18 protein-coding genes are annotated in these 25,820 nt (G+C 39.2%); 1 reads left to right on the forward strand and 17 read right to left on the reverse strand.

Features of this window, described 5'->3' with window-relative positions; genetic code table 11:
- Positions 1-10 precede the first annotated feature (10 nt).
- The 16 genes from ACYPZI_RS01840 to ACYPZI_RS01915 form a co-directional block, all read right to left on the reverse strand.
- The gene (locus tag ACYPZI_RS01840) at positions 11-3,145 is read right to left on the reverse strand and encodes a SusC/RagA family TonB-linked outer membrane protein (RefSeq protein WP_459598031.1); all 3,135 of its coding nucleotides are present in this window, start codon (positions 3,143-3,145) and stop codon (positions 11-13) included.
- Between the two features lie 30 nt (positions 3,146-3,175).
- Positions 3,176-4,276, reverse strand: a complete 1,101-nt coding sequence (locus ACYPZI_RS01845; RefSeq protein WP_459598032.1) for a DUF4434 domain-containing protein — start codon at positions 4,274-4,276, stop codon at positions 3,176-3,178.
- A 10-nt stretch (positions 4,277-4,286) separates the two neighbouring features.
- On the reverse strand, positions 4,287-5,504 hold the full coding sequence (locus ACYPZI_RS01850; protein ID WP_459598033.1) for a n-acyl-d-glucosamine 2-epimerase: 1,218 nt from the start codon (positions 5,502-5,504) through the stop codon (positions 4,287-4,289).
- 33 nt (positions 5,505-5,537) lie between these two features.
- Positions 5,538-6,938, reverse strand: coding sequence for a sugar porter family MFS transporter (locus ACYPZI_RS01855; protein WP_459598034.1), 1,401 nt, complete (start codon positions 6,936-6,938; stop codon positions 5,538-5,540).
- A gap of 11 nt (positions 6,939-6,949) precedes the next feature.
- On the reverse strand, positions 6,950-8,059 hold the full coding sequence (locus ACYPZI_RS01860) for a DUF4434 domain-containing protein (protein ID WP_459598035.1): 1,110 nt from the start codon (positions 8,057-8,059) through the stop codon (positions 6,950-6,952).
- An 8-nt stretch (positions 8,060-8,067) separates the two neighbouring features.
- Positions 8,068-9,939: an FAD-dependent oxidoreductase gene (locus ACYPZI_RS01865; protein WP_459598036.1), complete on the reverse strand. Its 1,872-nt coding sequence runs from the start codon at positions 9,937-9,939 to the stop codon at positions 8,068-8,070.
- A 496-nt stretch (positions 9,940-10,435) separates the two neighbouring features.
- The gene (locus ACYPZI_RS01870) at positions 10,436-11,521 is read right to left on the reverse strand and encodes a glycosyltransferase family protein (RefSeq protein ID WP_459598037.1); all 1,086 of its coding nucleotides are present in this window, start codon (positions 11,519-11,521) and stop codon (positions 10,436-10,438) included.
- Positions 11,518-12,321 carry a UDP-2,3-diacylglucosamine diphosphatase gene (locus ACYPZI_RS01875; protein WP_459598038.1) on the reverse strand — a complete coding sequence of 268 codons (804 nt, stop codon included), beginning with the start codon at positions 12,319-12,321 and terminating at the stop codon, positions 11,518-11,520. Before ACYPZI_RS01875 ends, ACYPZI_RS01870 begins: the two co-directional genes overlap by 4 nt.
- Positions 12,322-12,395: 74 nt before the next feature.
- On the reverse strand, positions 12,396-13,316 hold the full coding sequence (locus tag ACYPZI_RS01880) for a Ppx/GppA phosphatase family protein (protein WP_459598039.1): 921 nt from the start codon (positions 13,314-13,316) through the stop codon (positions 12,396-12,398).
- Positions 13,317-13,482: 166 nt separating this feature from the next.
- Positions 13,483-13,794 (reverse strand): RNA recognition motif domain-containing protein, encoded by a 312-nt coding sequence (locus ACYPZI_RS01885; RefSeq protein WP_459598040.1) that lies wholly within the window; start codon positions 13,792-13,794, stop codon positions 13,483-13,485.
- A 26-nt stretch (positions 13,795-13,820) separates the two neighbouring features.
- Positions 13,821-14,273: a cold-shock protein gene (locus ACYPZI_RS01890; protein ID WP_459598042.1), complete on the reverse strand. Its 453-nt coding sequence runs from the start codon at positions 14,271-14,273 to the stop codon at positions 13,821-13,823.
- A 104-nt stretch (positions 14,274-14,377) separates the two neighbouring features.
- Positions 14,378-15,499, reverse strand: a complete 1,122-nt coding sequence (locus tag ACYPZI_RS01895) for a DEAD/DEAH box helicase (protein ID WP_459598044.1) — start codon at positions 15,497-15,499, stop codon at positions 14,378-14,380.
- 55 nt (positions 15,500-15,554) lie between these two features.
- The gene (locus tag ACYPZI_RS01900; protein WP_459598046.1) at positions 15,555-16,286 is read right to left on the reverse strand and encodes a lysophospholipid acyltransferase family protein; all 732 of its coding nucleotides are present in this window, start codon (positions 16,284-16,286) and stop codon (positions 15,555-15,557) included.
- Complete coding sequence (locus ACYPZI_RS01905) at positions 16,287-17,363, reverse strand: NAD(P)H-dependent flavin oxidoreductase (RefSeq protein WP_459598048.1); 1,077 nt, start codon at positions 17,361-17,363, stop codon at positions 16,287-16,289.
- A 243-nt stretch (positions 17,364-17,606) separates the two neighbouring features.
- Complete coding sequence (locus tag ACYPZI_RS01910) at positions 17,607-19,205, reverse strand: ATP-binding cassette domain-containing protein (protein ID WP_459598050.1); 1,599 nt, start codon at positions 19,203-19,205, stop codon at positions 17,607-17,609.
- On the reverse strand, positions 19,198-20,871 hold the full coding sequence (locus tag ACYPZI_RS01915) for an ATP-binding cassette domain-containing protein (RefSeq protein WP_459598052.1): 1,674 nt from the start codon (positions 20,869-20,871) through the stop codon (positions 19,198-19,200). The genes ACYPZI_RS01910 and ACYPZI_RS01915 overlap by 8 nt, the downstream gene beginning before the upstream one ends.
- 317 nt (positions 20,872-21,188) lie before the next feature.
- Between ACYPZI_RS01915 and ACYPZI_RS01920 the strand changes: the two genes are divergently transcribed.
- Positions 21,189-23,879 carry a DUF4118 domain-containing protein gene (locus ACYPZI_RS01920; RefSeq protein ID WP_459598054.1) on the forward strand — a complete coding sequence of 897 codons (2,691 nt, stop codon included), beginning with the start codon at positions 21,189-21,191 and terminating at the stop codon, positions 23,877-23,879.
- Positions 23,880-23,955: 76 nt separating this feature from the next.
- On the opposite strand, the gene ACYPZI_RS01925 is transcribed toward ACYPZI_RS01920, so the two are convergent.
- Positions 23,956-25,290 (reverse strand): KamA family radical SAM protein, encoded by a 1,335-nt coding sequence (locus ACYPZI_RS01925; RefSeq protein ID WP_459598056.1) that lies wholly within the window; start codon positions 25,288-25,290, stop codon positions 23,956-23,958.
- Positions 25,291-25,820: the final 530 nt, after the last annotated feature.

Consider the following 25,820-nt stretch of genomic DNA (forward strand, 5'->3'; position numbering starts at 1 on the left):
TTTCAGTCATTTAAAAGGTTAATTTAATCCCCCCTGCGAATACCCTCTGTTGAGGATAATATCCGTTGGATACTCCCGGTTGTTCAGGGTCGATATTGTATTTCGTCAAGTCAGAAAACGTAAGAAGATTTTGTCCTTCCACATAAACTCGTAGCTGACCGATACCTACAGGCCGTAATACTTTCGCGGGAATATTATAACCTATCTGCAAACTTTTCAGACGGAGGTAATCTCCGCTCCTGTACCAGAGATCGGAAGAATAAGCATTGTTATTTCCCGGAAGGTCGATACTCAAACGCGGAAATATAGCATTGGGATTGTCAGGCGTCCATGAGTTTTCTACCAGATAAAGAGGTGTATTGGATGAATGATAGAACGTTTTTGTAAATAAACTGTTATCCATACCTACTCCCGGGTAAACACCTGTCAAGGCTACATCGCGGCCTAAAGCGCCTTGCCATAAGAACGAAATATCTAAACCTCTCCATTCGCCATAAAACTTTATACCGCCTGTAAAATCGGGATATGCCGATTTGCCTACATATCCGCGGTCTTGTTCGTATGTAATCTGCCCATCACCGTTTCTATCGAGATATTTGATGTCGCCCGGACGTGGCCTGCCACTTGGTAATACAGCCGAATTGATAATCTCTTCTTTACTTTGGTATAAACCTAAAGCGACAAAACCCTCTAATGCTCCTACCTCTTTTCCTGTTAGTTTTAAATAATCCGGTGTATTAACCGCATCAGGAAAACTTAGCCAACGGCGCTTGGTATAAGTCCCGGTCAGTTCTACTTTATAAGAAAAATCTTTGATCTTGTTTGTGTGGCTCAACAAAAGTTCAAACCCTTTATGATCTTGTTTACCTACATTAGCCATACCAAAATAATACCCGCCAAATGAATCGGGATAAGAAGCCCCTACTCGTAGAGGCATATCGTAAAGATATTTGTAGAAGACATCAAATTCCATACCGAATAATCCATTCCACATATTAAGGTCAAAACCGGCATTGTATTGTAACGCCTTACCCCATGTCAGGTTGATATTTGCCAGCTGAGACGTGTTTAATCCGTTGATTACAGTCCCATTACCGAGTACAGCAACATTTTTTACAGAAGAAAGAGTATTTAAAAAGAAATAGTCACGTAATCCGTCGGACAAAGCTGTTTCGCCGACTCCCATACGTAATTTGAGATTATCCACAGGCAACGAAAGATTTTTAAACCAACTTTCTTCCGACATACGCCATCCTAAAGAAGTAGCAGGAGTCAATATCCATCGTTTACCAGCAATATTTTTACCTCCAAACCAATGTGAGCCATCGTAACGGGCAGTTAATTCCAATAAATATTTACTATTGAAATCATAATTTATGCGTCCTAAATAACCAGCTAAACGAGCCTGACTACTTGAACCACCAATTACTCTTCTATCTGCTTTGGTGTTTTCGCTTAATTCATCCATCGACAAGATATCGAACCCAAAACCTGTCGCGCTAAAACCATTTCCATCGGTCTTAATAGTCTCGATCAACGCTAAAGCCGAAATATTGTGCAAACCAAATTTATTTTCGTACCTAAGGCTGGTATTGGTTGTAATTGTGGTACTCCTTGTAGCGCCTTCCGTCAGCCCGGCGTCTCCCGTACTCGGAAACTGTGTTTTTGTATATGAAATATCTCCATCAGGAGAACCCGGAAAATTAGCTTTGTTTACATAATAAGGAATCGTAAATTGTTTAGCCATAGCATCCTCATAATCGTATGATACCATGAAACGAGCGGCAAGGCCTTTCAGAAAAGGGAAATTATAGTTTAATGAAATACTGGTTTGTATGATATTAGACTTATCCCTTCTATATCCGGCGTCTAAAGAAGAACTGGCCAATGGACTGACAATAGAACTGGCCGTAGGCGTAGCCACCGGTAAACCGTTCCATTCGGTAGGTGTGAACGGCATAGCCCGAACAGCCTGTTGAGCGACATTACCTCCCACTGTAGGATCGGTGCTCCAGGTTGATCGCAAGCGGTTTTCGATACGTCCGCTAAGATCAAAGCTTAAAGTGAGGTTTTTCGCTATAGTGGCATCTATATTAGACCGGAGATTAATACGGTCGTAATCAAAGTTCTTCACATTTCCTTTTTGATCGAAATACCCCAGAGATACAAAATATTTGATACTTTCCGTACCACCGGAAGCATTTACATTATAGTTTGCATTTGTTCCTGTTCCAAAGGTTTCTTCATACCAGTTGGTATTTCCCCAACCGCCTTCGCCTGCCAACATCTTGCGCACATGTTCCTGAGAAAAAACAGGAGTGTTGCCATCCATTTCGCGGGCTTTGTTATACCAGTATGCAAATTGAGGCCCATCTAACAATTTCAGCATTTCGGTATTGGTACTGATACCATAGGACGCAGTGAAATTAATTTTGGAAGTAGCTGTAGTTCCACGCTTAGTCGTAATAATAATTACCGAACTTGCATCCAATCCATATACAGCCGCCGCGGAAGCATCTTTCAGCACAGATACAGTCGCAACATCATTCGGATCTATTTCTGAGAAATTACGGGCAATTCCATCCACTACATATTTAGTGCTTCCTCCACGAATCAGAAGACTGGCCGCATCCGATCCGGGTTGTCCCGATTGTTGTAAAGAAATAACTCCGGGAACTCTACCGGCCAACAAATTAGATATACTTGCAGTAGGCGCTTTTAGCAATTCATCTCCCCTGATCTGCGACACAGCGCCGGTAACACTTACCTTTTTCTGTGTACCATAACCAACTACAACGACCTCATCGAGTGATGATGAACTTTCCTGTAAGGTTACATTTATAAGCTTTCTTCCATCTACTTTAATTTCCTGAGTAACCATTCCGAGATAGGAAAAAACGAGTATATCCTTATCTCCTGTCTGTATGGAGTATTCTCCATCCACATTTGTCATGGTACCAAGCTTACTTTGTTTAACAACGACTGACACTCCGGGAAGAGTCTCACCCTTGCTATCAATAACTACCCCTTTTACAGTATTCTGCCCATAAGAATGGGAGCTTAGAAGAATGAATAATGAAAATAGAAACATTTTCATTATCAGGGGAAGCAACATCTTCCTGCTAATAACTTTTCGGTTTTCCATTTATAAAAATTTTAAGTCAACATTAGTTAATTATTTCTTTATTTGAAAATGCTCACAATAAATTCGATATAGGTTCTCTGCTTGAGTATAAGCAGAATTAGGGCTCATAAAATGAGAAAATTCAAATGTAAGAGCTTTCGACATCCGCGCTTCCTGCGAATGGATAAGCTTTTTAATCAGCTTGTCCCAACGGATGGGCAAAAACCGAATCGGCATGTCACGATCGAATGATTCCACATTTGTCCAACAATCCATTCCATATTTTCCGGCTAATTCTCTATTGACTACCAGATAGTCTTTCAGTTCGTGATAATCGACCTGTCCATCCTGAAAAGCCAGAATATCAACAGAGCCTTTAATCCCGGATAAAATTTCAGTCCAATCTTTAATATGTTGTTCGATAGTAGTCACTGCATCTCCCGACATCACCTGGTCTGTCTTCAATCCATGTATATAAGGAGATATCAGGCATGGCTTATCACCTGAAATATTTTTCGCATGCCGCCCTATTTCGGCAAACGATTCTACTATTCCTCCTGTACGGCGACTCACTTCCTGCGACAAATACCATCCGTAGAATGATTTATGATGCCCGTATTTTTCCTGTATTTCATCCAGAAAAAGCTTATTGATCTCAACCTCTTTTTTGAAATCTCCTGTCAACCAATACCTTCCGGTATCGAATATGCCGCAATAGAATTTCATTCCGTATTTGTCGGCCAAATCGAGGAACATACCCATAAGATCAAATGCCGGCTCATACATATACTTTCCTTCATATTTCATCAGCATTTCGGAACGGAAAGTCATATATCGGCCAAATGCTCCACGAATGAGAACAACGGTATCGATGCCCATCTTTTTCATTGCGGCAAAGTCTTTGTTCCATTTGTCATAACCCCAGTTCTGGGATGGAATATCCCAGGTAATCTCATCCAGAAAAGTCCCGGTAATAGGCAAGCCCGCGCCTTTAGGAATCAGCCTGTATTTATCGTCCGACCCCGGAAGACTTTCTTTTCCATTTACATAGTTATTCGAAGAATAAGAATTCAAAACGCCAGCTACAGATAAGCTCCCGGTCGTTATTGCCATCTTCTTCAAGAAATCTCTACGTTCATTCTGCTCTTTCATCCGGATTTGTTTAATTTTTAGTATATATCATTTTCTCCTTATCCAATCCTACATCTTTTCCACTATTTATTTCCTTTAATATCTTCCAGCACTGGTATAATCCGCGCGGAACATGGAAACACCCTTTCCACTTACCACCCTTTAAGGTCAATAATACTTCACCTCGTCGATTTAGATAACCGTACCATTCAGGGTATTCCTGATCTTTGAAATGCGTCCATGTATAATCATGTATCTTCTCGAACCATTTCAAACATTCTTTTGAACCTGTAAGGTTATATCCTTTCAGCAACGAAATCAGCGTTTCGATATGTACCCACCACAGTTTCTGATCCCATTCCAGTTGTTGCGGCGGACGCCCCAAACGATCCATGTAATAGAAAATACCGCCGTATTCTTTATCCCAACCATACTCAACCATTTTCAATGTAGTCTCTACCGCCTTATTTATTAATTCGGGTCTCTTAAGACGTTTCCCCAAGTCCATTATAAACCACATGGCTTCTATGGCATGTCCGGGATTCATCAAACGACCATCGAAAGTGTCAGACAACTGACCATCGGTAGTAACATTTTCAACGATAATACCGCCAAGTTCGGGACGGCAAAAGACATCCATAACTTCGTGAATACAGTTTTCCATTAATTCCAACAAAAAATCTTCCGACAACAAATGCTCTATTTCGAGAGCCAGATTACAGAGGATCATCGGCAGTGCAAAATTTTTCAGATTGCGCGTACCCGGATAAGCCTTATTCCATTTGCCTTTCGGATTATTTACTTTCGAAAGAATTATATCAAAAGTCTTCCGTGCTATTTCTGCGTATTCCTCATTACTCGTAGCCTTATTCAACTGTCCGAAAGCCATTGTAGCAAATGTGTACGAAAAGATATTGTAAGGCTCTACCAAGGGATTACCTTTGCGATCGAGAGAAAAATACCAGTTATAGTCGCCGTCATGGCCGTACTTCTTCAGGAATTCTCCTCCCTGAATAGCACAGTCCAACCAGTCCCGGCGTTTTTCCACATTGTTGTACATAGTGGAAAACATCCACACCTCGCGCCCCTGTAGCCAGATAAACTTGTCGGTATCGAATACCGAACCGTCCCTGTCGAGGCATGAAAAATATCCACCATACTCTTTATCCTGAGAGTTTTTGAGCCAAAAAGGCAAGACATTGTCCAGAAGCTCTACTTTGTACAGCTCCTCTAATTTTTTTAAATCCATAAGATTATTCCTTTATAATGTATTTTTCAAGATTTATGTTTCCCAGTATTTTTCTATTTCTTCTAATGATTTCCCTGTTGTTTCGGGAACTAATTTCCACACAATAATCATGTATGGTACACACATGACAGCAAAGAGAATAAAGGTTCCTTCAGGCTTCAGATTTTCTAATAACCAAGGGGTCAACTGACCTATGAGATATGTTCCTACCCAAAGGGAAAATCCGGCTATCGACATGGCCAATCCACGAACTTTGATAGGATACATTTCTGATAACAGTACCCAAATGACGGCACAGATAGATACAGCACAGAAGAAAATGTAAGCCAAAAAGAATACTAACAATATTACATTAGAGATGCCCAAATCGGCACCTTTTACAAAATAAAATGCAATAAGAAGGAGTGAAACTATCATACCCGAAACACCGTAGTATACCAGTTTTTTACGCCCAATCTTATCAATGATGAAGATTGCCAGAACAGTAGTCAACATATTTACCAGACCAACAATTACCTGATAGAAAAGTGAATCTCCGCCGGACAAACCACTGCTCTCGAAAATGGAAGGACCGTAATAAAGCACGGCGTTGACCCCCATAAATTGGCCTAATATAGCAATCGCCACTCCTATAATGACAGCCTTTGTAATACCCGGTTTTAGCAGAAGCCGCCAGTTTGATTTAGTCTCGGAGCCAATAACCCTTTTCGTTTCATTCATTTCATAAATAGCAGATTCTGTAGATCCATAAATATGGTTCAATATCGATTTTGCCTTCACATCGTGTTTCTTCAATATCAACCATCTGGGACTTTCCGGTATAAAAAATATTACAATGAAGAATAATACAGCCGGTATTACGGCCATACCGAGCATACTTCGCCAAACTTCGCTATGGAAGATATGATATAAAGTAGGGTTAGACAGGTGTTCTGCACCACCTGCCGAGTAATTCAATAAAGCGAAATTAACCAGATACGCTCCTAAAAAACCTACGGTAACAGCCAACTGATAGAGAGAAACCAAACGACCCCGATATTCAGCCACCGATATTTCCGATATATAGAGCGGAGAAACAATGGACACAACTCCTATACCTATTCCGCCGAGAACGCGGGCAATAACCAGATGATTGAAATCGGACGATACAGCACAGCCAACAGCAGAAACCGAAAACAATATGGCTGCTACCATGAGTGTTTTCTTGCGTCCGAAATTATCGCTGAGTATGCCGGCGCATAATACGCCGAAGATGGAACCGGCAAGGGCACAGCCCACATACCAGCCCTGCGATAAGGCATCGAGAGAAAATTGAGCCGACACCTGAGCGATGGTTCCTGAAATTACCGCAGTATCATATCCGAAAAGGAATCCGCCCAAAGCAGCAACGACAGATAAAAAACTTATGTAACCTATATTTACACTTGAATTCATATATTGAGGTATTATTTTATTTCGAAATATTCTTTGTATCTATCATATAAATATCCGGCCTGTAGATAAGCAGATTGAGGACTCATAAAGTGCGAAAACTCAAATGTTATGGCTTTATCATAGCCGGCACGTTTAGCGGCTTCAAGTTTCATGCGCAGTTTATCGAATTTGATAGGGAGAAATCGGATCGGCATGTCACGGTCAAATGTTTCAGCATTTGTCCAGCATTGCAATCCGTACTTATCAGCCAGTTTTTTATTTACCTCGAAAAAGGCGTCCAGTTCATCATAATCGATATGTCCATCCTGAAAAGCACAAGCATCCACAGCTCCTTTTATCCCATCGAATATTTCACCCCACTCTTTCTCATGTTCCTGTACCGAAACCGAATCGGCTTTCGATAACTGTTCTCCGGCAGCCATTACCGCTTTTTTGCCGTCTATCCACGGAGAAATAAAAGTAGGCAGCCCGTTGGAAACATCTTTACACTGTTTTCCCATCGAATAGAAAGCATTTATAGCTCCTTTGGTCTTGCGGCTGATCTCTCCGCTTATATACCAGCCTGCAAAGCTTTTATATTTCTCACCGTACTTCTTCCAGACTTCATCTATCACATATTTATTATGCTCTATTTCGTAAGACAAATCACCTGTATCCCAATATTTTCCGGAATCGTAAAGCCCAAAATAGAATTTCATATCGTATTTGGCCGCTAATCTGAGGTACATATCCACCAAATCGACAGAAGGCATATAGCACCCTTTCTTCAACAGGTATTCCGATGGATATGTGATAAATTTCCGGTATCCCGAACGAATCATAATAACGGTGTCTATGCCGATACTTTTCATGTAGCGAAAATCCAAGTCCCATTCTTTTTCGCCCCAGTTTTGATGAGGTATATCATGGGATATTTCATCCAAGAAAGTACCTGAAATCTGAAGTCCGGCTTTTTTAGGCACAATCAAAGTACTTGCTATAGATTCATCAGTCTTTAGAAGATGCTTATTTCCCCCACTTTGTGTGCCGTTTGCACAAGCCGCAACCACGGGCATTGCCGCAACCGACGCTCCGGCTATGGCCGCTTTCTTAAGGAAATCCCTACGATCGTTTGTTTCCATATAGTATTTTATTTAAAATTTCCGTATATATCTACTTCCTTTTTAAAAGGATTTAAAAACTCATCTACCAATACAGCAAAAGCTCCTCTTTTGATTGGCGCATTTATGTTGAAATTACCCATGCCATATTTTGCATACAGTTTTCCCGCCTCTTTATATATATCCTCGTTAAACTTAATATTCTCTTGCCGGACTATATTTCCTATCAGATCAATAGCATATTCCAGAGTCAGCGAATCGCCTTCGAAGTTTTCAATTTTACTTGCAGGATAAATATCTCCTAAACCATCCAGTTCTGAAAATATTAAAGGCTCATCAACTCTTAGCCATGTCTGATTCGACCATCCTACATTTTTACCTGTTCCTTTCAGGATACCCGTAGCTCCTATTCGTTGGTATACAGGGAAGAGGATATTCTCTTTCGGCACATCCAAGTATGGCATCAAATAACCACCCGAAGCCAATATTTCTTGTTGAACAGCTCTTACCGATACATCTTGTATATCACATTTACCTCTGATAGCCAGAGCCGCCAAAACTCCTGCTGCTTGCCCGATTTGAAGGACAACGGGCTGTAAACGAGTAGTACCGTTTACCAGATTTGAAACAGATATAGATTTTTCGGCAACAATCAGTCCTTTTACACCCTTCGGAATAAGCGTACCTAACGGAAGTCCGTATGAAGGTACAGGATAGAAATAAAGATCAGGAAGTTGTTCATACCCATGATAACGTGCATGATGATGGTCTACAGGATAGTCTCCTACCGCAACGTTAGTACGATATAAGTTATATTCTTGTTTGTAAGGTTCTGTTATATAATTCAATGTAAAGCGAACTTCTCCGTGTATCCGCCTCGATTCCCGATGATATGGTATAAAAGGAAGTTTATCTTCTGTCGGATATTCGTCATCGGCTAAACCGAAAGTATTAAAGCCCAATTCTTTTTGCAGGAAGTAGAGAAAGCACATTGTAAAGTTCTTCGCTTTTTTCAAAGCTTCTACCCTTTCCAGTGGATTCATTTCAATGAGATTGAGATAATAATCATTTCCTTCGATAGGCCAATTGATCATGTACTTATTATTCGGCAATTTACCGTAAGTAATCATTTCATTCTTACCCCACAACCGTTCAGGCTCTTTAGGCGACAGGCACAAAATATTTTTACAGGCGCAGGCGAATAATGTAGAATCATAACCTTCGGGGCGGGGAATGGAAACGTCTTTTTTATAGTCCTTCAGTATAGCAACGCAGGTCAGATCCTGTATTATATTATTCGCTTCGAGTGGAGCGACAGATTCGCCTGTTATCTGACGGCTTTCCATCCCAATATCGTAAGAAACCCCGCATAGTTTGGCAACATCTCCCAATTCCGTGGCATCAATAAGGACAGAAGCCTTAATCTTTCTTATCTTTCCATTTACGTTCAGTTCGGCGATCCAGTTTCCATTTTTTCTTTCAACGGAAATCAATTTGGTGTCATACCAAATAAAAAGTTTTTTTTCTTTCGAGCAGATTTGCTGAAATATTTTATTTCCAACCGAAGGTTCAAATAAGACATTACTAACCCACCCCGTTTTTAAGGAGTCCAAGTATACATAATGACTTACTAATGAATCTCTAAACTCACCCCAGATACCTGCCGGCAGATTATAATTACCATCAATAGCGCTAACTCCAGCGGAGGTTAACATTCCACCAAGCCAACCGGTTTCTTCGACAATTAGTGTTCTTACTCCCATCCTGGATGCCTGAATACCTGATGCCGTTCCACTTGCACTTCCACCAACAATCAGAACGTCTGTTTCATCCGGTACGGAAGCGCAACTAAAAGACTGAAAAGCAACAAACAAGAATATAGTTAACAAATATCTATTCATGAGCGCTTATTAATAAGGGAACAAAAGGGATTTTTATATAATTAAAATATTATCATATAAAATCCATACAAATATAATATATTTTTTATAAAACAAAACTAAAGAATATTATTTTAATTTAAATTACAAGTAAATCGCAATAAATTAATTTAAAATATAAGTTGGAAGAGATTATTAATTTAAAAAGAAAGATATGCTGTTTTTAAATTATTATTGACAAGAAGAATGCAAACAAAAAATAAATATTAGATATTATATAGAATAAAGATTTATGGATTTCATAAACAATAAATTAACCACAGAGTTGCACGGAGTTATGGTTCACGGTGTAACTCCGTGATATTTAACTCGGTGCAACTCTGTGGTTAAAAAATCAACTATGTATAAACATCTGTAAATAAATAGAATAATCTCTTATTAAATATAAACTCTATTAAATACATTTTAAGATAGAATTATTCTGTATATGAAAGAGGGTGCTAAAGATATGGGGTATTTATACAAGTGTTGTCAAATGTTTCAGAAATAACTCTTCGCCACGATTTACCCATTCACAAAATTTTTTATTATTTTCCCCTTTATATGATTCTATATATTGAATAAGCCTGCTTATGTTGAAGCTTGCTCCGGTTATGCCACATCCCGCCGATTCGGCATCAGCGGCATTCACTTCCTGTTCTACATGGACAGGTATCATCATCACCGGTTTGTTCAGATACATTGCTTCACATATCGACTCAAAGCCTGCTGTAGTAATGTATCCTTTGCAATTAGCCATATATTGAAGAAATTTTTTATCGTCCAATCGATGCATTGTCAAGCCTTTTCTCAAGACTGTCTCGGGTTCAACATCTTTCTTGTCCCAAAAGAAGTTCAATTCAGTTTCGGAATTATCCCGATGCCACTCTCTGACTTCGTTTTCGTAACCCTGATTTAACATATACCCTAAAATATAATCACCATTGCCAGGTGTAAGTTCAAGCACTTCTTTTCGCAACAAAGGAGGGACGACTGCTATTCTGTGAGGTATATTATCTTTCAACGGATAAAACGACAATGCCAATGTTTTGGTTGCGCCAATACCGCAGAGAAGAGTATGCAGGCGAAAAAGCATCATACCCTGCCCGTCTCCCTTAGCATGTATATAGTCGGGATGCTTAATTAAGAACTGATGCCCGATATTGATAAAGGGCACTTCTATGCTAAATCTCAAATGTGATAGTCCCGCAAGTATTTCATAAAAATTGACCACCACATCAGGAGATGTTTTCTTAATACGGCGATTAATCAGCTCAATACTTTTCTTATACCTTCTTAACCTTTTAGGATTAATGTTGTATATCAATGTTTTAAGAGGATGAATATGTTTCTGATTCTTTTTGAATATAAAAGACGGCGTATCATATAGTCTGCATTTTGCTCCGATCCGTCTATAAAAAAATTCAGGTATTTCTCTGGTTTTGCTCTTTCCAATAAGTACTTCTACAACTTCGTGCTTATTACGACGGAGCATTTCAGATAATGCGATAGCCTGAGTCATGTGTCCTCTTCCATCACCTTGTACTATAAAGAGATACTTCATATGGCTTGTGGTATAAGTTGTGTATTTATATCAGGAGTTAGTCTGTCTTCTATCGTTTCCTGTTGCTGGTAATAAACCAGGTTCCAATTTCCTTCATGATCTTCGGTAAGCGCCGACAACGATTCTACCCAGTCTCCGGAATTAAGATATAATATATCGTCATAATAGCGCATTTCAGGATGATGGATATGCCCGCAGATGACCCCGTCACATTTCTTTTTACGAGCTATTTCTACAATATGGTGTTCGTAATCGCTGATATATGAGACAGATGCCTTAACCTTATTTTTTATTTCTTTAGACAGAGAATAATACGGCAGGCCTTTCTTTACCCGGCGATTATTGTATAGTTTGTTTATCCATAACAGAAGAGAATATCCAACATCACCTATTTTCGATAACCAACTAAAACGACTTGTCACTGTATCAAATACATCTCCGTGAAGAATGTAAAAGCGTTTATCACCGCTCTCATAAATACAATCTTTGGCTATTTTTATATTCTGGAAAGTCATAGGTAATACCGCATCCAGAAAATCATCATGATTGCCCCGCAAATATGTAATTTTAGTCTTATGTTGAATATCCAGCAGAAGCTTTATGAATTTAGTATGCCTTCTTTTCCATTTATTCTTTTTGCCCCGCATCAGGTTCCAGCCATCTATAATATCTCCGCAGAGAATAAGGTTGTCACATGTATTTTCTTTCATGAACCGTGTAACTTCTTTCGCTTTCGACCATTTAGACCCCAGATGAATATCTGAGAGTACGATGGTCCTGTGATGTTTCATTTTTGTCATTTTCATATCATTTTTGTATATTCAAAACAACAACTATATTATGACGAAGCCGTGTCTTTCCGATGAAGAATAGATTAAGCCTGAGATATTCTATTTTTTGTATTTGAAGCTTCAACTTTACGCAGATACAGGTCTTTAATTATTCCGTCCGACACCCCTATTATTGGTGTTTCTACAGTAAGTGCCCGGGCCATTTTCATTATTTTAAGATAGATACTTATAGCCGGAAGGATAACATTTGCCCGATTGGTATTCATATTGTATTTAATGACACGCTCTTCGATAGTCATTCCTTTGAGAGTCCGGGCAAAAGATACCAGCTCTTCTCTCCTTATACGTCCACACCTGCGAAGCAAGGAATCTATCTTATTAATATTACCGCCCGATCCGATAAGAGATATTTTAGTAAATTCGCGGCAATACTGATAAATCCAATTTTTCATTCTCAGCCATTCGCCTTGCTCTTTTCCATCACTCACATCCGATAAACGCAATGTTCCAACGCGAAAAGATTCTATTGCAATTTCCTTTTTCCGATAAAACAAGATTAAGTCTGTGGAACCACCGCCTACATCGGTAAAAAGATAAGCACGGTCATCGTCCATATTCTGCTCAACGCTATTGATTATTATAAACCGGGCTTCTTCTACTGTATTTATGACATCTATTTCGATTCCTGTTTTAGAAAAAACCGAATCTACAACTTCCTCTACATTACTCGCCTCCCTAATCGCCGATGTTGCACATACCCGCCAATCATCCACATCGTTAATGCTAATGATGCCTTTAAATGAATGCAGAAGAGTAGCCAGTTTATCCAATTTCACTTCTCCAACACATCCGTTTGTAAATGTATCTTCACCCAACTTTAACGGAATACGTATGAAAATATCTTTCTTAAAGAAGGGGCTACCCTTATAATCAATCACATCTGTAATGAGCAAACGCACTGAATTGGAACCAATATCAATTGCTGCTAACCGTTTATTATTCATATAAATCTTCTATTATTTTATAATTGCTCAAATTTCAATGATTTATATTTCTATATGATTAAGCTACTGTTACATTAAGATGAATTAATAGTTAAAGATGTAAGGTTTGTTAAATAAAAAAACAGGCAAGTGATCACACCTGCCCGTTCAATTTAGATCATATCGATTAATAACGATTTCTGTTATATCCTCCGTTTCCGCCACGATTGCCGTAACCTCCCCCACTGCTTCTTTCAGTTTTAGGGCGAGCGACATTTACATTGATTGCCTTACCTTCAAAATCGGTACCATTCAGTTCGTCAATAGCTTTTTGGCCTTCCGAGTCGTTAGGCATTTCTACGAAACCAAAACCACGGGATCTTCCGGTTTCTCTGTCCTTGATAATGTTAGCAGAACTTACTTCACCGTATCCTGCAAATAATTCTTGTAAACTCTCGCTTGATGTGCTAAAGTTCAGATTTGAAACATAAATGTTCATTCGTTTTCTTTATTAATTATTGTTGATTATTGGGCATCCTTATTGGCTAGTGTGATCCTTACGGCATTCATGCCTTTTTGACCCCGTTCCAATTCAAATGTTACCATATTTCCTTCTGTAATAGAGGATGGAGCATTGCTGACATGGAAAAAATATTTATCCATACTGCCTGTATGTTTAATAAATCCATAACCTTTTTCCGGATTAAAATATTCCACGCGACCCTTCAATACAGGATCTTCTATTTCTTCTTTCTTAGGAGTAGAGATAACAATATCCTCTATCTCAACCTTTTCTTTGTTTCCCAAATCAGGAGGAGTACTGGTGATAACGCCATTCTCGTCTACATAAGCAATCATGTCATCGAACGAATCTGTCGGGTTATTTTTACGTTCCTCTCTTTTTTGTTGTTTTTCCTTTCTCTTCTGTTGCTTATTTTTTTCTATTTCTCTTTTGTTAAATGAGTTTGATTTAGCCATATTTATTTGTCAAATATATTTGTTTTAAATTAATAAATCACGTTTTAATTCCTTTAAAATATAAGAGCGGCAAATTTTAGAGTTTATAAAATGCCGGAAACTTATCAGACGGCAGTAGATACAACAAGATTTTTCCCTGTCAATTTTTGAATATCCCGAAGCATAGTATTCTCTTCTTTCGAACAGAATGTCAGAGCTGTCCCGCTATTACCCGCTCGTCCGGTACGACCGATGCGGTGTACGTATGTTTCGGGTACGTCGGGCAGGTCATAGTTGATAACTAACTCCAGCTGATCGACATCTATCCCTCTGGCTGCTATATCAGTAGCAATAAGTACCCGTGTTTTATGCGATTTAAAATTGCTTAACGCACGCTGGCGTGCATTTTGCGATTTATTTCCATGTATTGCTTCACTGCCGATACCTGCTTTGCTCAAAATACGTGCAATCTTGTCTGCCCCATGTTTAGTGCGGGAGAATACCAAGACCGATTGTTTTTTATCTTTCTTCAGTACATTGATCAACAAATCCTTCTTCTCCTGTTTCTCTACAAAATAGATATATTGTTCTATTGTATCTATTACAGAAGAAGTCGGTGTCACTTCCACCTTAAGAGGATTTCGTAAAATGGAACGGGATAATGAAGCTATAGCCGATGGCATAGTGGCCGAAAAGAATAGTGTTTGCTTTTCTTTAGGCAACTTCGGTAGCAAGCGTTTTATATCATGGATGAATCCCATGTCCAGCATCCGGTCGGCTTCGTCTAACACAAAATGACGGACAGCATTCAAACTGACATATCCTTGGTTCATCAAGTCCAGTAATCGTCCCGGAGTAGCAACCAATATATCTATTCCTGCCTTAAGTTCATTTACCTGGGCAGCTTGTTTTACTCCTCCATAAATCACACAATGGCGGATTCCTGTATACCGGGTATATTCGTTCAGGCACTCGTTTATCTGAATAGCCAGCTCACGTGTTGGCGTCAATATCAAAGCTCTTATTTCTCTTTTCTTTCCATTAATTTTATTCAAATAAAGTTGTTGAATAATGGGCAATGAAAATGCGGCTGTCTTACCTGTGCCGGTTTGTGCCAATCCTAATATATCGCGATTGTCCAGTGCAGGCAGAATGGCTTGCTGCTGTATTGGTGTCGGGATTGTATATCCCTTTTCGTCCAGAGCCCTCTGTATAGGCTCGATAATATTTAATTCTTTAAATGTCATATTTTAATAATTAAACTGTTACAAAATTCAGTAACAGCGTTTTTCTATTTAGCTATCAATTGATAGCCTGAATTACAGCCTGTTCTGTTTTTTCAAAGATTTCAGAAAAAGGCATGCTGTTTACGGGAATAGGATCATGAATTATAAATTCGAGCTTGTTACCTATACCCAAAGGAAAAGAACCCCATTTTGTCATTTTCCATGAATTGTTGATCGACACAGGAACCATATAAGCTGATGGGGCATACTTGCAAAGTATCTTCAGTCCATTTTCGGCAAATGGCTTTGGCTTTCCGGTTTTACTCCTTGTACCTTCGGGAAATATTACTACCGAGCGTTTGTGAGTCTCAACATATTGAGCTATTTCCTTTATGGCCGATAAAGATTGTTTCGGGTCTTTTCGGTCGATAAGTACCGAACCTCCGTGATTCAGGTTGTATGAAATACTGGGAATCCCTTTACCCAGCTCAACTTTACTGATAAATTTAGGATGTACCTTCCGCATAAACCAGCCAATAGTTGTAATATCATACAAGCTTTGGTGATTCGCCGCAATAATCAAGGGAACCCCTACCGGAAGCTTATTTAAATTCCTTATTTTATATCTCGTGCCTAAAACATAAGTATTTAGCACCAAAAAGAAGCATAAGACATCTACGCTTATTTTATGAGCCTTATAGCCAAATAGATTAAAGCATAGCCACTGAATTACATGAAAGACAACCAAGGTGCTTCCAAATAACAGATAATATATAATGGAAAGAGGATATGCTACCAATTTTTGCATTTACAGCCCTCCTCCGAGTTTAGCATTCAAAAATTCAGCTTTCAGATTAGAGATCACTTCTTTTACGCTCGATATCTTCTGAGACAAATGGACATTGATTCCCGTGAAAGCGTAACCTTTCTTCATATTACCTCTGGCAGCCTGATAAAGCGCCTGAACTATGCAATAAGGGCTTTTTGTATAGTCACAGGTCTTTATGCAATGAAAAGGACAAGCTTTAGGTCTTTCCAAACCTTTTTCCACACTCTGAATAAATTCACCGTCGATAGCTCTTCCCGGCATTCCGACAGGGCTCTGTATAATCCTCACGTCTTCTTGCTTTGCATTAATAAAAACATTTTTAAATCGATCGGAAGCATCACATTCGGTAGTAGTAACAAACATGGTACCCATTTGTACACCGGAAGCTCCCATCTCGATAAAACGGAGCATATCCTTTCCCGACGAAATTCCTCCGGCCGCAATTACCGGTATACTCTTTTCGTCTCTGTATAAATCAGCTATACTTACAACTTCGGGGATAAGTTGTTCGAGAGAATAATGCTCATCTTCGAGCTGATTAAGTTTAAAGCCCAAATGTCCTCCGGCTTTAGGACCTTCTACAACGATAGCATCAGGTAAGTAGCCATAATTGTTTTTCCACTTATCGCATATTACTTTAGCTGCCCGTGATGATGATACGATAGGGACAAGCTTTGTTTGGCTATCCTTAGTCAGGTATGAAGGCAAATCGAAAGGAAGTCCTGCTCCGGCAAAAATAACATCGGCTTTTTCGGCTATCGATGTTTTTACCATATCTGCATAATTGCTCAGGGCAACCATTATGTTCACGCCGATTATGCCCTTGCTCTTTTCCTTCGCTTTTTTTATTTCTTCTTTCAGGCCTATGATACATTTGGATAAATAATCACCCGGAGACTTGTGATAAATTAAACCTAGTCCGGCACATGATATTACTCCGATGCCGCCTTCATTGGCTACGGCAGAAGCCAGTCCGGACAAAGAAACACCTACGCCCATTCCCCCTTGAATTACCGGAAGTTTTACTTCCAGATTACCTATAAAAAATGATTTCATCAAATTGCAAAATGTGTCACGATATTGTGATACACACTTTCGCGACTTGTTAATATAATATAAACAAGAAAGTTAATTTTGATGTCGATTTTGACGATGGGAAGATTCGCTATGTAATGGCGAAACGAAACATTGTGAAGAAAGATACAATACAAACTCAATTGTTTAAAGCACAAAGGTACGAAAACAAATTGATTTATAGTCCGTATTACAACATTTTGTTAGAAACAGAATAATTTATAATTAAATCCTTACTACTTTATCAACCTCACGTTCAAAATCTTTCAAGTGGGTAGCCATCAGAATAGTTATATCGGGATATTGACGTCTGATGTTTTGAAAAATAGCAATTGCATTTTCGGAACTGATGCCGGCTGTAGGTTCATCGACAACTAATAGTTGCGGTTTTTTTAGCAGCGCTTGTGCCAACAGTAATTTCTTCCGCTGACCGCCGCTCAAGGTTTCACCGTTTTCACCTAACCAACTCGCTAAACCGTCGGGAAGTGACAAACGCCAACTTGCCAAATCGACTGTATCCAATACTTGCTCTATCGCTTCATCAGGGTATCCCTCAAAGTTTTCACGCAGCGTTCCTGTCAGCAAATAAGCCTTTTGAGAAACGTAAATACATTCAGGTACAGGCAAATGCGGCAATTCCGTATTGCCATTCCATATAAATGAACCATCCAATCGGTACTCCGGATAAAAAAGACTGTTCAACAAAGTGGTTTTCCCCTTTCCTGTTTCCCCAAAGAGCGCAATCCAGTCCCCTTTCTTTATCTCTAACGATACTTCGTTAGTACGCACAGATGTTTCGGGAACTTTAGCAGATATATTCTTTAAACTCAGGTTTTCCAGACAAGAATGAACTTCAACTGTTTCAACAGGTTTTTCTCCTTGCTTAATAATCGCGTCAATATCTCTAATCTGATGTGTCACCGAACTTTTTTCCGATTTTCCGGAGAAAAGCATTTCTGACAATTCGGCTTGCGCCATGATACCGAAAAATAGTCCAATTGCTGTCGGAGTATCTATCTCGTAATTACCTGAATTCCAAAGCAAGAATATGGCAATATAACTAAATCCGAGTCCGGCTATCAGCTGCAACCAAAATGAATTAGCTTGCAGTTTGTTTTCCAATCGTTCGATCTCTAACAATTTCTGCTCATACTGGACAATGGCTTTCCCCGTCAGATCGTATTTCGAAATTTCTATCCGGCCTCTGAAACTTTGGATGAGCGCATGATTATTCTCTTCACGGCAAACTTTTAGTTCTTCGTAAAGTTTTTTATTTTTTTGAAAAATTAATTGCGGCACAATAAACAGGAGAATAGCAGACGAAATTAAAAATTCGACGGCTATGACCTGTGAGAATACAATCAGAAAGAAAAAATAGATACTGAGTGAAAGTATCAATGCTGTGAACGGCAAGAGCCATAATAGAATATGGTTCAATATCTGGTCTATACCATATGTGCTGTTTTCGAGCAACGCCGAATTGTTATTGACCTGCTTTTTAAAATAAGGGAATCCGGCAACTGATTGAAATATTTTCAATTGCAGGCTTTGCTGGGCTTCGAGTGTGGTTTTGTGATTCTCTAACCGCTCGAAATACCGTGTAACTGTACGCAGTATCGCGAATAAACGGATGATAGCGGATGGTATCAAATATGAAAACAAAGAATTTGCAGTAACAAACACAACACTACAAATTGCCAAAAACCATCCAGAAATAGCAGGAAGGCCAATGAATGCCACTGTCCATAACAACAACAGAGAAATACCCCGTAACCATCTGCCTGTTAAGGGTTGTAATATGTTTTTTACGATAAATTTATTCATAACTCATTTGTTCTCCCCAATTTAAGTTTACGGTTATATCAGCGACAGTATCGAATATTTTCTCATGTGAGGCAATAATAACCAATCTATCTTCAGCCAATTTTATAATTTGCGGAAGAATAATTTCTACAGTACCGGTATCCAGATTCGCGGTGGGCTCGTCTAAAATTGCTACCGGTCTCGGATGTAGCATCATGCGCGCAAGCGTAACTAATTGTTTTTCTCCACCTGAAAGTTGTTTACCGTTGTGACTCAATCCTGCTTGCCAACCATCCTCCTTTTTGGCCAGGATCTTATCCAAAAACTCAGGATATTGTTCACCCCGATCAGCTTCTTTTTCAAGAAAAACATTGTATCGCAATGTTCCGTCAAAAATGAAAGGGAACTGGTTCATGTACGATGAATTCGCTTTCAGCCATTGGCGCGACCATTTATTACCTTCCCTGTTTACCGAAATCATATTATCTTGTACAGACAGGCTTCCGGCACAAATTTTAAGCAAAGTGGATTTTCCCGAGCCCGAAATACCTTTAACCAGCACCAGGCCTCTTGCAGGGAATTTCAGATTTATATTGTGCAGGACTTTCACCGGTGAACCGGGATAAGCAAAGTTCAAACCATTAATTTCAAAAGTGCTAAGGTCTTCGTTTGCACCGGTCGAATCTGCGTCGATATCTTCATTCAGTATGGGCATCAGTAATTTTGCCGACGCCAAAGCTCTGTTCCGGTCATGGTAGGCACTCACAAATTTCCGCAGATAAAAGAAAAAATAAGGTGAAAGAGTAAGCAAGAACAGTGCAATACGAAAATCATAACCTTTTCCGTAATTAGGTCCTACCATAATTCCAAGAAGGCTCATTCCTAAATAAATAGCAATAGCCGCGATACAGATCGTGACAAAAAGTTCCAACACTGCCGATGACAGAATCGCAACCCTCATCACATTGGTAGTCGCCTTGTTTAATTCCCTGCTTTTTTTAGACAAAAACAGGTATTGCGGTTTGAAGTTGTCTAAATTAACGATTTCAGCAATGGTCTGGAGGCGGTTATAGAAAACTGCCGAATATTTCACGAAAAGATTGATGTGTTTCTTGTGAAGCGCCTCAGCGCCCACACCAATAACAATCATCTGCAAAGGAATGACCAGCAACGAAATCAACAGCACTATACCAACCCACTTTTCCATCCAAAAACTAACCACCAAGATCATCAGACTGACCAAGACCGATGCCATAGCATATGGAATAAAAAAAGCATAAAATGGTTTCAGGTCATCACTTACCCTGGTAACGAATAAAGTACTAGAGACGGAGTCTTCCCGGCTGTTGCTAAGTAATATCGGATAAAGCTTTCTTTTGATCCCTGACACAATAATATTCCCGGCTTTGTAATTGAACAACGACGCAAAATGAGCAAAGATATATCTGCCCGTTAGAAATATCGTCGCATACAACAATACATTGAGTAAAACTAATCCTTCGTTAAGCCACGAAGCCGCGAAGCCTGACAAATACCAGCAAAAAACGATGAAACATCCTGCACTTAAAATGGTAAATATCGCAGCCGGGATGTATGCATTCTTTGCTTCAGCCATCTTTTTACCCAACCACCGGGAAGCACTTTCCTGATTTGAGCTTATTGATTGTACATTATTGGGGATTTCCATTGCATGAAAATGAGAGAGTATTAAATAAATTGAGCAGTTTTTGTTTTATTGCTTACAAAGATAATTATTTATGCAAGGGAATAATCAATTTTAGTAGACAACCAGACTAAATTACCTCAATTCGGTATTTTGAATACAAGAGTAAATATTTTTATACTAAATTTGGAGTTGAGTAATTGATAAGATTTATTGTCGTATTTGAGTCATGCTGAGGAACGAAGCATCTCGTGTCTCTTTTTGGGGTCAAGATCCTTCCCTACGGTCAGGATGACATGCGACAGTAAATATTTTAGATTACTTGGATAAGAAAAATTGAAATGAAAACAGAAGATAATCGTCCCGATCCTGATAAGCTTTTGACTTCGATAAATCAGGAAGAAGAAATCAGAAAGCGAGGAAAACTGAAAATTTTCTTCGGTATGTCTTCCGGAGTCGGCAAAACCTATTCAATGCTACAAACGGCACATCAGGATTTGTCGAAAGGGGTAGATATAGTGGTCGGTTATGTGGAATCCCACGACCGTCCTGAAACAAATGCTTTATTGGAAGGGCTTGAGGTTATCCCCCGAAGAAAAATAGAATACAGAGGTACAAGCCTTGAAGAAATGGATCCGGATGCTATTATATTAAGGCATCCTTATCTTGTCTTGGTAGACGAACTTGCTCATACCAATGTCATGGGGAGCCGCCATGCCAAACGTTATCAGGATGTGCAAGAATTGTTGGATAATGGGATCAACGTATATACTACTGTAAATATACAGCAGCTGGAGAGCCGAAACGATACTATTGCCCAAATAACCGGTATCACTGTGGGAGAGACTATTCCCGATGAAATATTTGAATTAGCAGACGATGTAGAGTTAATAGATATTACTCCGAATGTCCTTCTTGACCGTTTAGCAGAAGGTAAAGTATATGCTCTGTCACAATCGAAAGAAGCTGTACAAAATTTTTTCAGGAAAGGAAATATAACCGCGTTGCGCGAAATGTCGCTCCGTCTTGTCGCCGACAGGGTCGATAAACAGCTGAAATCCTATATGCAGCAAAAGCAGATAGAAGGACCATGGAAATCGGGATTGCACCTGCTTGTTCTTGTGGGACCAAGTACATCATCGGCAAAACTGATACGCTGGGCAAAAAATTTATCTTATACAATGGGTGCTGACCTCGTTGCCCTCCATGTAGAAAACACACAGGTATTGGATGAAACGCAGCAAGAACAACTTGCTAAGAATATCGATCTGGCACGTACATTTGGCGCCGAAGTGATAATAAGTTCCGGAGACGATCTTGTTTCGACGACATTGGACGTTGCCAGAAGAGAGAATATATCGCATATAATTATAGGTAAGTCGGGTAAGCAAAGCTTCCTTTCATCTCTGTTTTCGCGGGATAATTTTGTCACCCGCCTGCTGAAAGAAAGCGGTGAGATTGATATTTATGTTATAGAACCCGGATTCGAAGCAAAACAATATAAAAGAAAATTGGTCTCTTATCCCGACTTTTCATCATCCTACAAGCACTACATTTATGCAATTCTGGCTGTACTAATAACTGTTTTGTTCTGCTTACCTATTTTGAGTAAAACGGGTTATCAATCCATCTCATTTATTCTACTATTTGCAGTCCTTATCCTTTCTATGTTTTTCCGCTTGGGACCTGTTATGGTCGCTTCAGCTGTAAGCGCTCTGGCATGGGACTTCGTCTTTATCCCGCCACAATATACATTAAAGATAACCGAACCCGAGGATTTGCTTGCATTCAGTATGTTCTTTGTTGTAGCTTTGGTAACAGGAACTCTGACATCCAAGGTTCGTAAGCAGGAAAGGCTGACCCGAAAAAGAGAAGAGAAAACAAACGCTTTATTCCATCTGACAAATCAATTGGCAAGGGCTGAAAATACCAAGAAAATAATAGAAGTGGCGACAGAGGATATAAGCAAATATTTTAATGTCGAATCCTATTTTCTGCTTCAGGATGGGAACGGAAAATTAACAAAGAAACAACTGATGCCCAAACCAGGGGATTTTGGCGAATCGGAATATAGTATTGCACAATGGGTTTTCAAAAATTCAAAAAAAGCAGGAAAATTTACCAATACATTGTCATTAAGCGAATATTCTTTCTACCCACTAAAAGGGATTAAAACCAAGCCCGGCATTGTTGTAATAAAGCCCAATAAAAAGTTCAACGGAGAAACCCAACTATTCTGGGATACATTCCTGACGCAGATATCGAATACTCTGGAACACCATTCTTTTGCCCAACAGGCAAAGAAAACTAATTTGCTTGATGAATCGGACAAGTTATACAAAACACTGTTTAATTCCATCACTCACGAACTGAAGATTCCTATTGCAACAATTATGGAAACATCAGACACTCTTTTAGCCGGTTCGTATCCCGAAAAAGCCAAAAATGAATTATATACCGAAATATTAACAGCATCAGGCAAGCTAAACCGATTAGTAGAGAACTTACTGAATATATACCGGCTCGAAAGAGGGAAAATCGCCCTGCATATCGATTGGTGCGACATCAATAACCTATTTAACCGGGTAACGGATAATTTACATAACGAATTAAAACCTTACCGCCTGGATACTGTTGTCCCTCAGACAATGCCGTTAGTTAAACTCGATTCCGGATTAATAGAACAGGTATTGTATAATCTGATTTACAATTCGTGCAAGTATTCTGATCCGGGAACTACAATCCAGCTGAAATCTTTTTACGATAACGGGTATTTAATTTTACAGGAAATGGATCGTGGACCAGGGTTTCCTCCCGATGCCCTACCTGTAGTCTTTAATAAATTCTATAGGGCAGGAAGCCAAACTACGGGAGGCTTAGGATTAGGTTTATATATAACTAAGGGATTTGTGAAGGCCCATAAAGGAACAATTAGTGTCGAAAACAGGCAAAATGGAGGTGTGCGCTTCACTATAAAAATACCTACAGAAATATCTTACATAAATACATCTAGCACTTACAGGAGAACGTGACAATTGTTGTATATTTAAACAAGTAAAATTGTCGACAATATTATCAAATTTGTATCTTTTCCTGTAATTTTATTTGTTATTCAAACAAGAAAGGTTTCGTGTCTATAAGTTTATAACGGTCTTCTTCAAAGAAGAATTTTTCTTCACCGAATGCCGGTTTAAGCTGATTGAACCAAGTTGCTTTGGGATCATATTCGGCAAAAAAAGGAATATCGACCCACTTGGGATTACGTCCTTGAATAAAACGAAGTATAAATATCTTTTTGCCTTTGATTTCCTGTACACCCAACACCTGTATCTTTCCGGCATGATCACTCATACTCGGTCCTCTTACTGTCCTGCATAGACCGCTCACCTGCTGATATGCCCTACGGAAGATATTCCAGCATCTTTCCAGAGGAAGTTCAAAGTATTGCTTCGACCCGGTATCCCGTGCTATAAACATATAATAAGGGATACAGCCCAAATCGACTTGTTTACGCCACATCTGAGCCCATATTTCAGGCTTATCATTGATATGCTTTAGCAGTGGAGACTGAGTCCGTATTTGCGCTCCGGTACTACGTATACGCATAATGGCTTGCTCGACAGCCCCGGTAGATAACTCTCTGGGATGATTAAAGTGTGCTTGAATCGATAAGTTCTTCCCCGATTTGTTAATTTCTTCAAATAAACGAATAACATCATCACTATCGGTATCGGTCAGATATCTGTATGGCCAGTAGGCTAATGACTTTGTCCCGATACGAATGGAACGGATATGATCAAAATCGGAAGTTAACAAGGGTTTGATGTAACTACTGAGAATGGCTGCATTCATAACCATCGGATCTCCACCTGTAAAGAGAACATCTGTCACCTCTTTATGAACCCGCAGGTACTTAAGCAACAAGTCCGCTTCTTTCATTGCAAATTTTAATCCACTCATTCCTGAGAATTGAGGCCACCGGAAACAAAAGGTGCAATAGGCATGACAGGTTTGTCCCTGGCTGGGAAAGAACAATACCGTTTCAGGATATTTGTGTTGGATACCTTTCAATTTTATCTCTCCTAAAGATGGCACATTATGCTCCTGTCCTGCCGGATTGGGATTCAGCGACATACGTATCTCTTGTATCTTCTCGTCAAGAAAGGATCTTTCGGCATTTCCATCCAATAATTTTTCAATCATCGCATAATGCTTTTTATCAAGCATGCCTTTTCTTGGAAAGTTTAGTGTAAATATCGGATCTGTTTCGATATTATCCCAATCTATCAGTTCATCTATTACATAATTATTGGTTTTGAACGGTAATACTCTTCCTACGATTTCAATATCCCTGACAAACTCTTTAGGGATACCAACCATTTGAGGTATAGATTGATAATTGTGTAATGTGTACGTTTTTAATTGATTACGGGATTCATTCATGTTTATAGTTAAATTATTAAGCTGCACTCACTTATAACCCAAGTACAGGCATATTGAATTTGTTTTATGTTGTTTTCGAGCGTACGGAAGGCATCAGCTGAATATTCATAATCAGTAAATAATGCCAATCAGCAGTTAAAGTTATTCCTGTAATGTAAAAAGGCTAAACAAAAAAACTCGCTCCGGGTTTTGTAGTATACGAATCAGCGGATAAGCTCAAACACGTTTTTGTTTTTAACGCCTTTTTCGTCCTGTGGGTGCCCCGTACTTGAAGTTAACGGCGCGGCTGACGCACGACGAGGCCGGGATTTTTTGCTTCGTTTTGCATCAAGGCAAAATGAAGGACAAGCCCGACAGGACGCGGAAGTAATGAGCTAAAGAATAAAAGATATTACTATGAATGATTATATAGATAAAAATAACCGAACGTTTCAACTACTGATTCACATAAATAGACAAAAAATAATCGGGATACCGATTACAAAAACAGGAAACGGGTAAGAAAAGTCTCCTACCCGTTAACTAAACTA

Source organism: Dysgonomonas reticulitermitis (assembly GCF_054601275.1).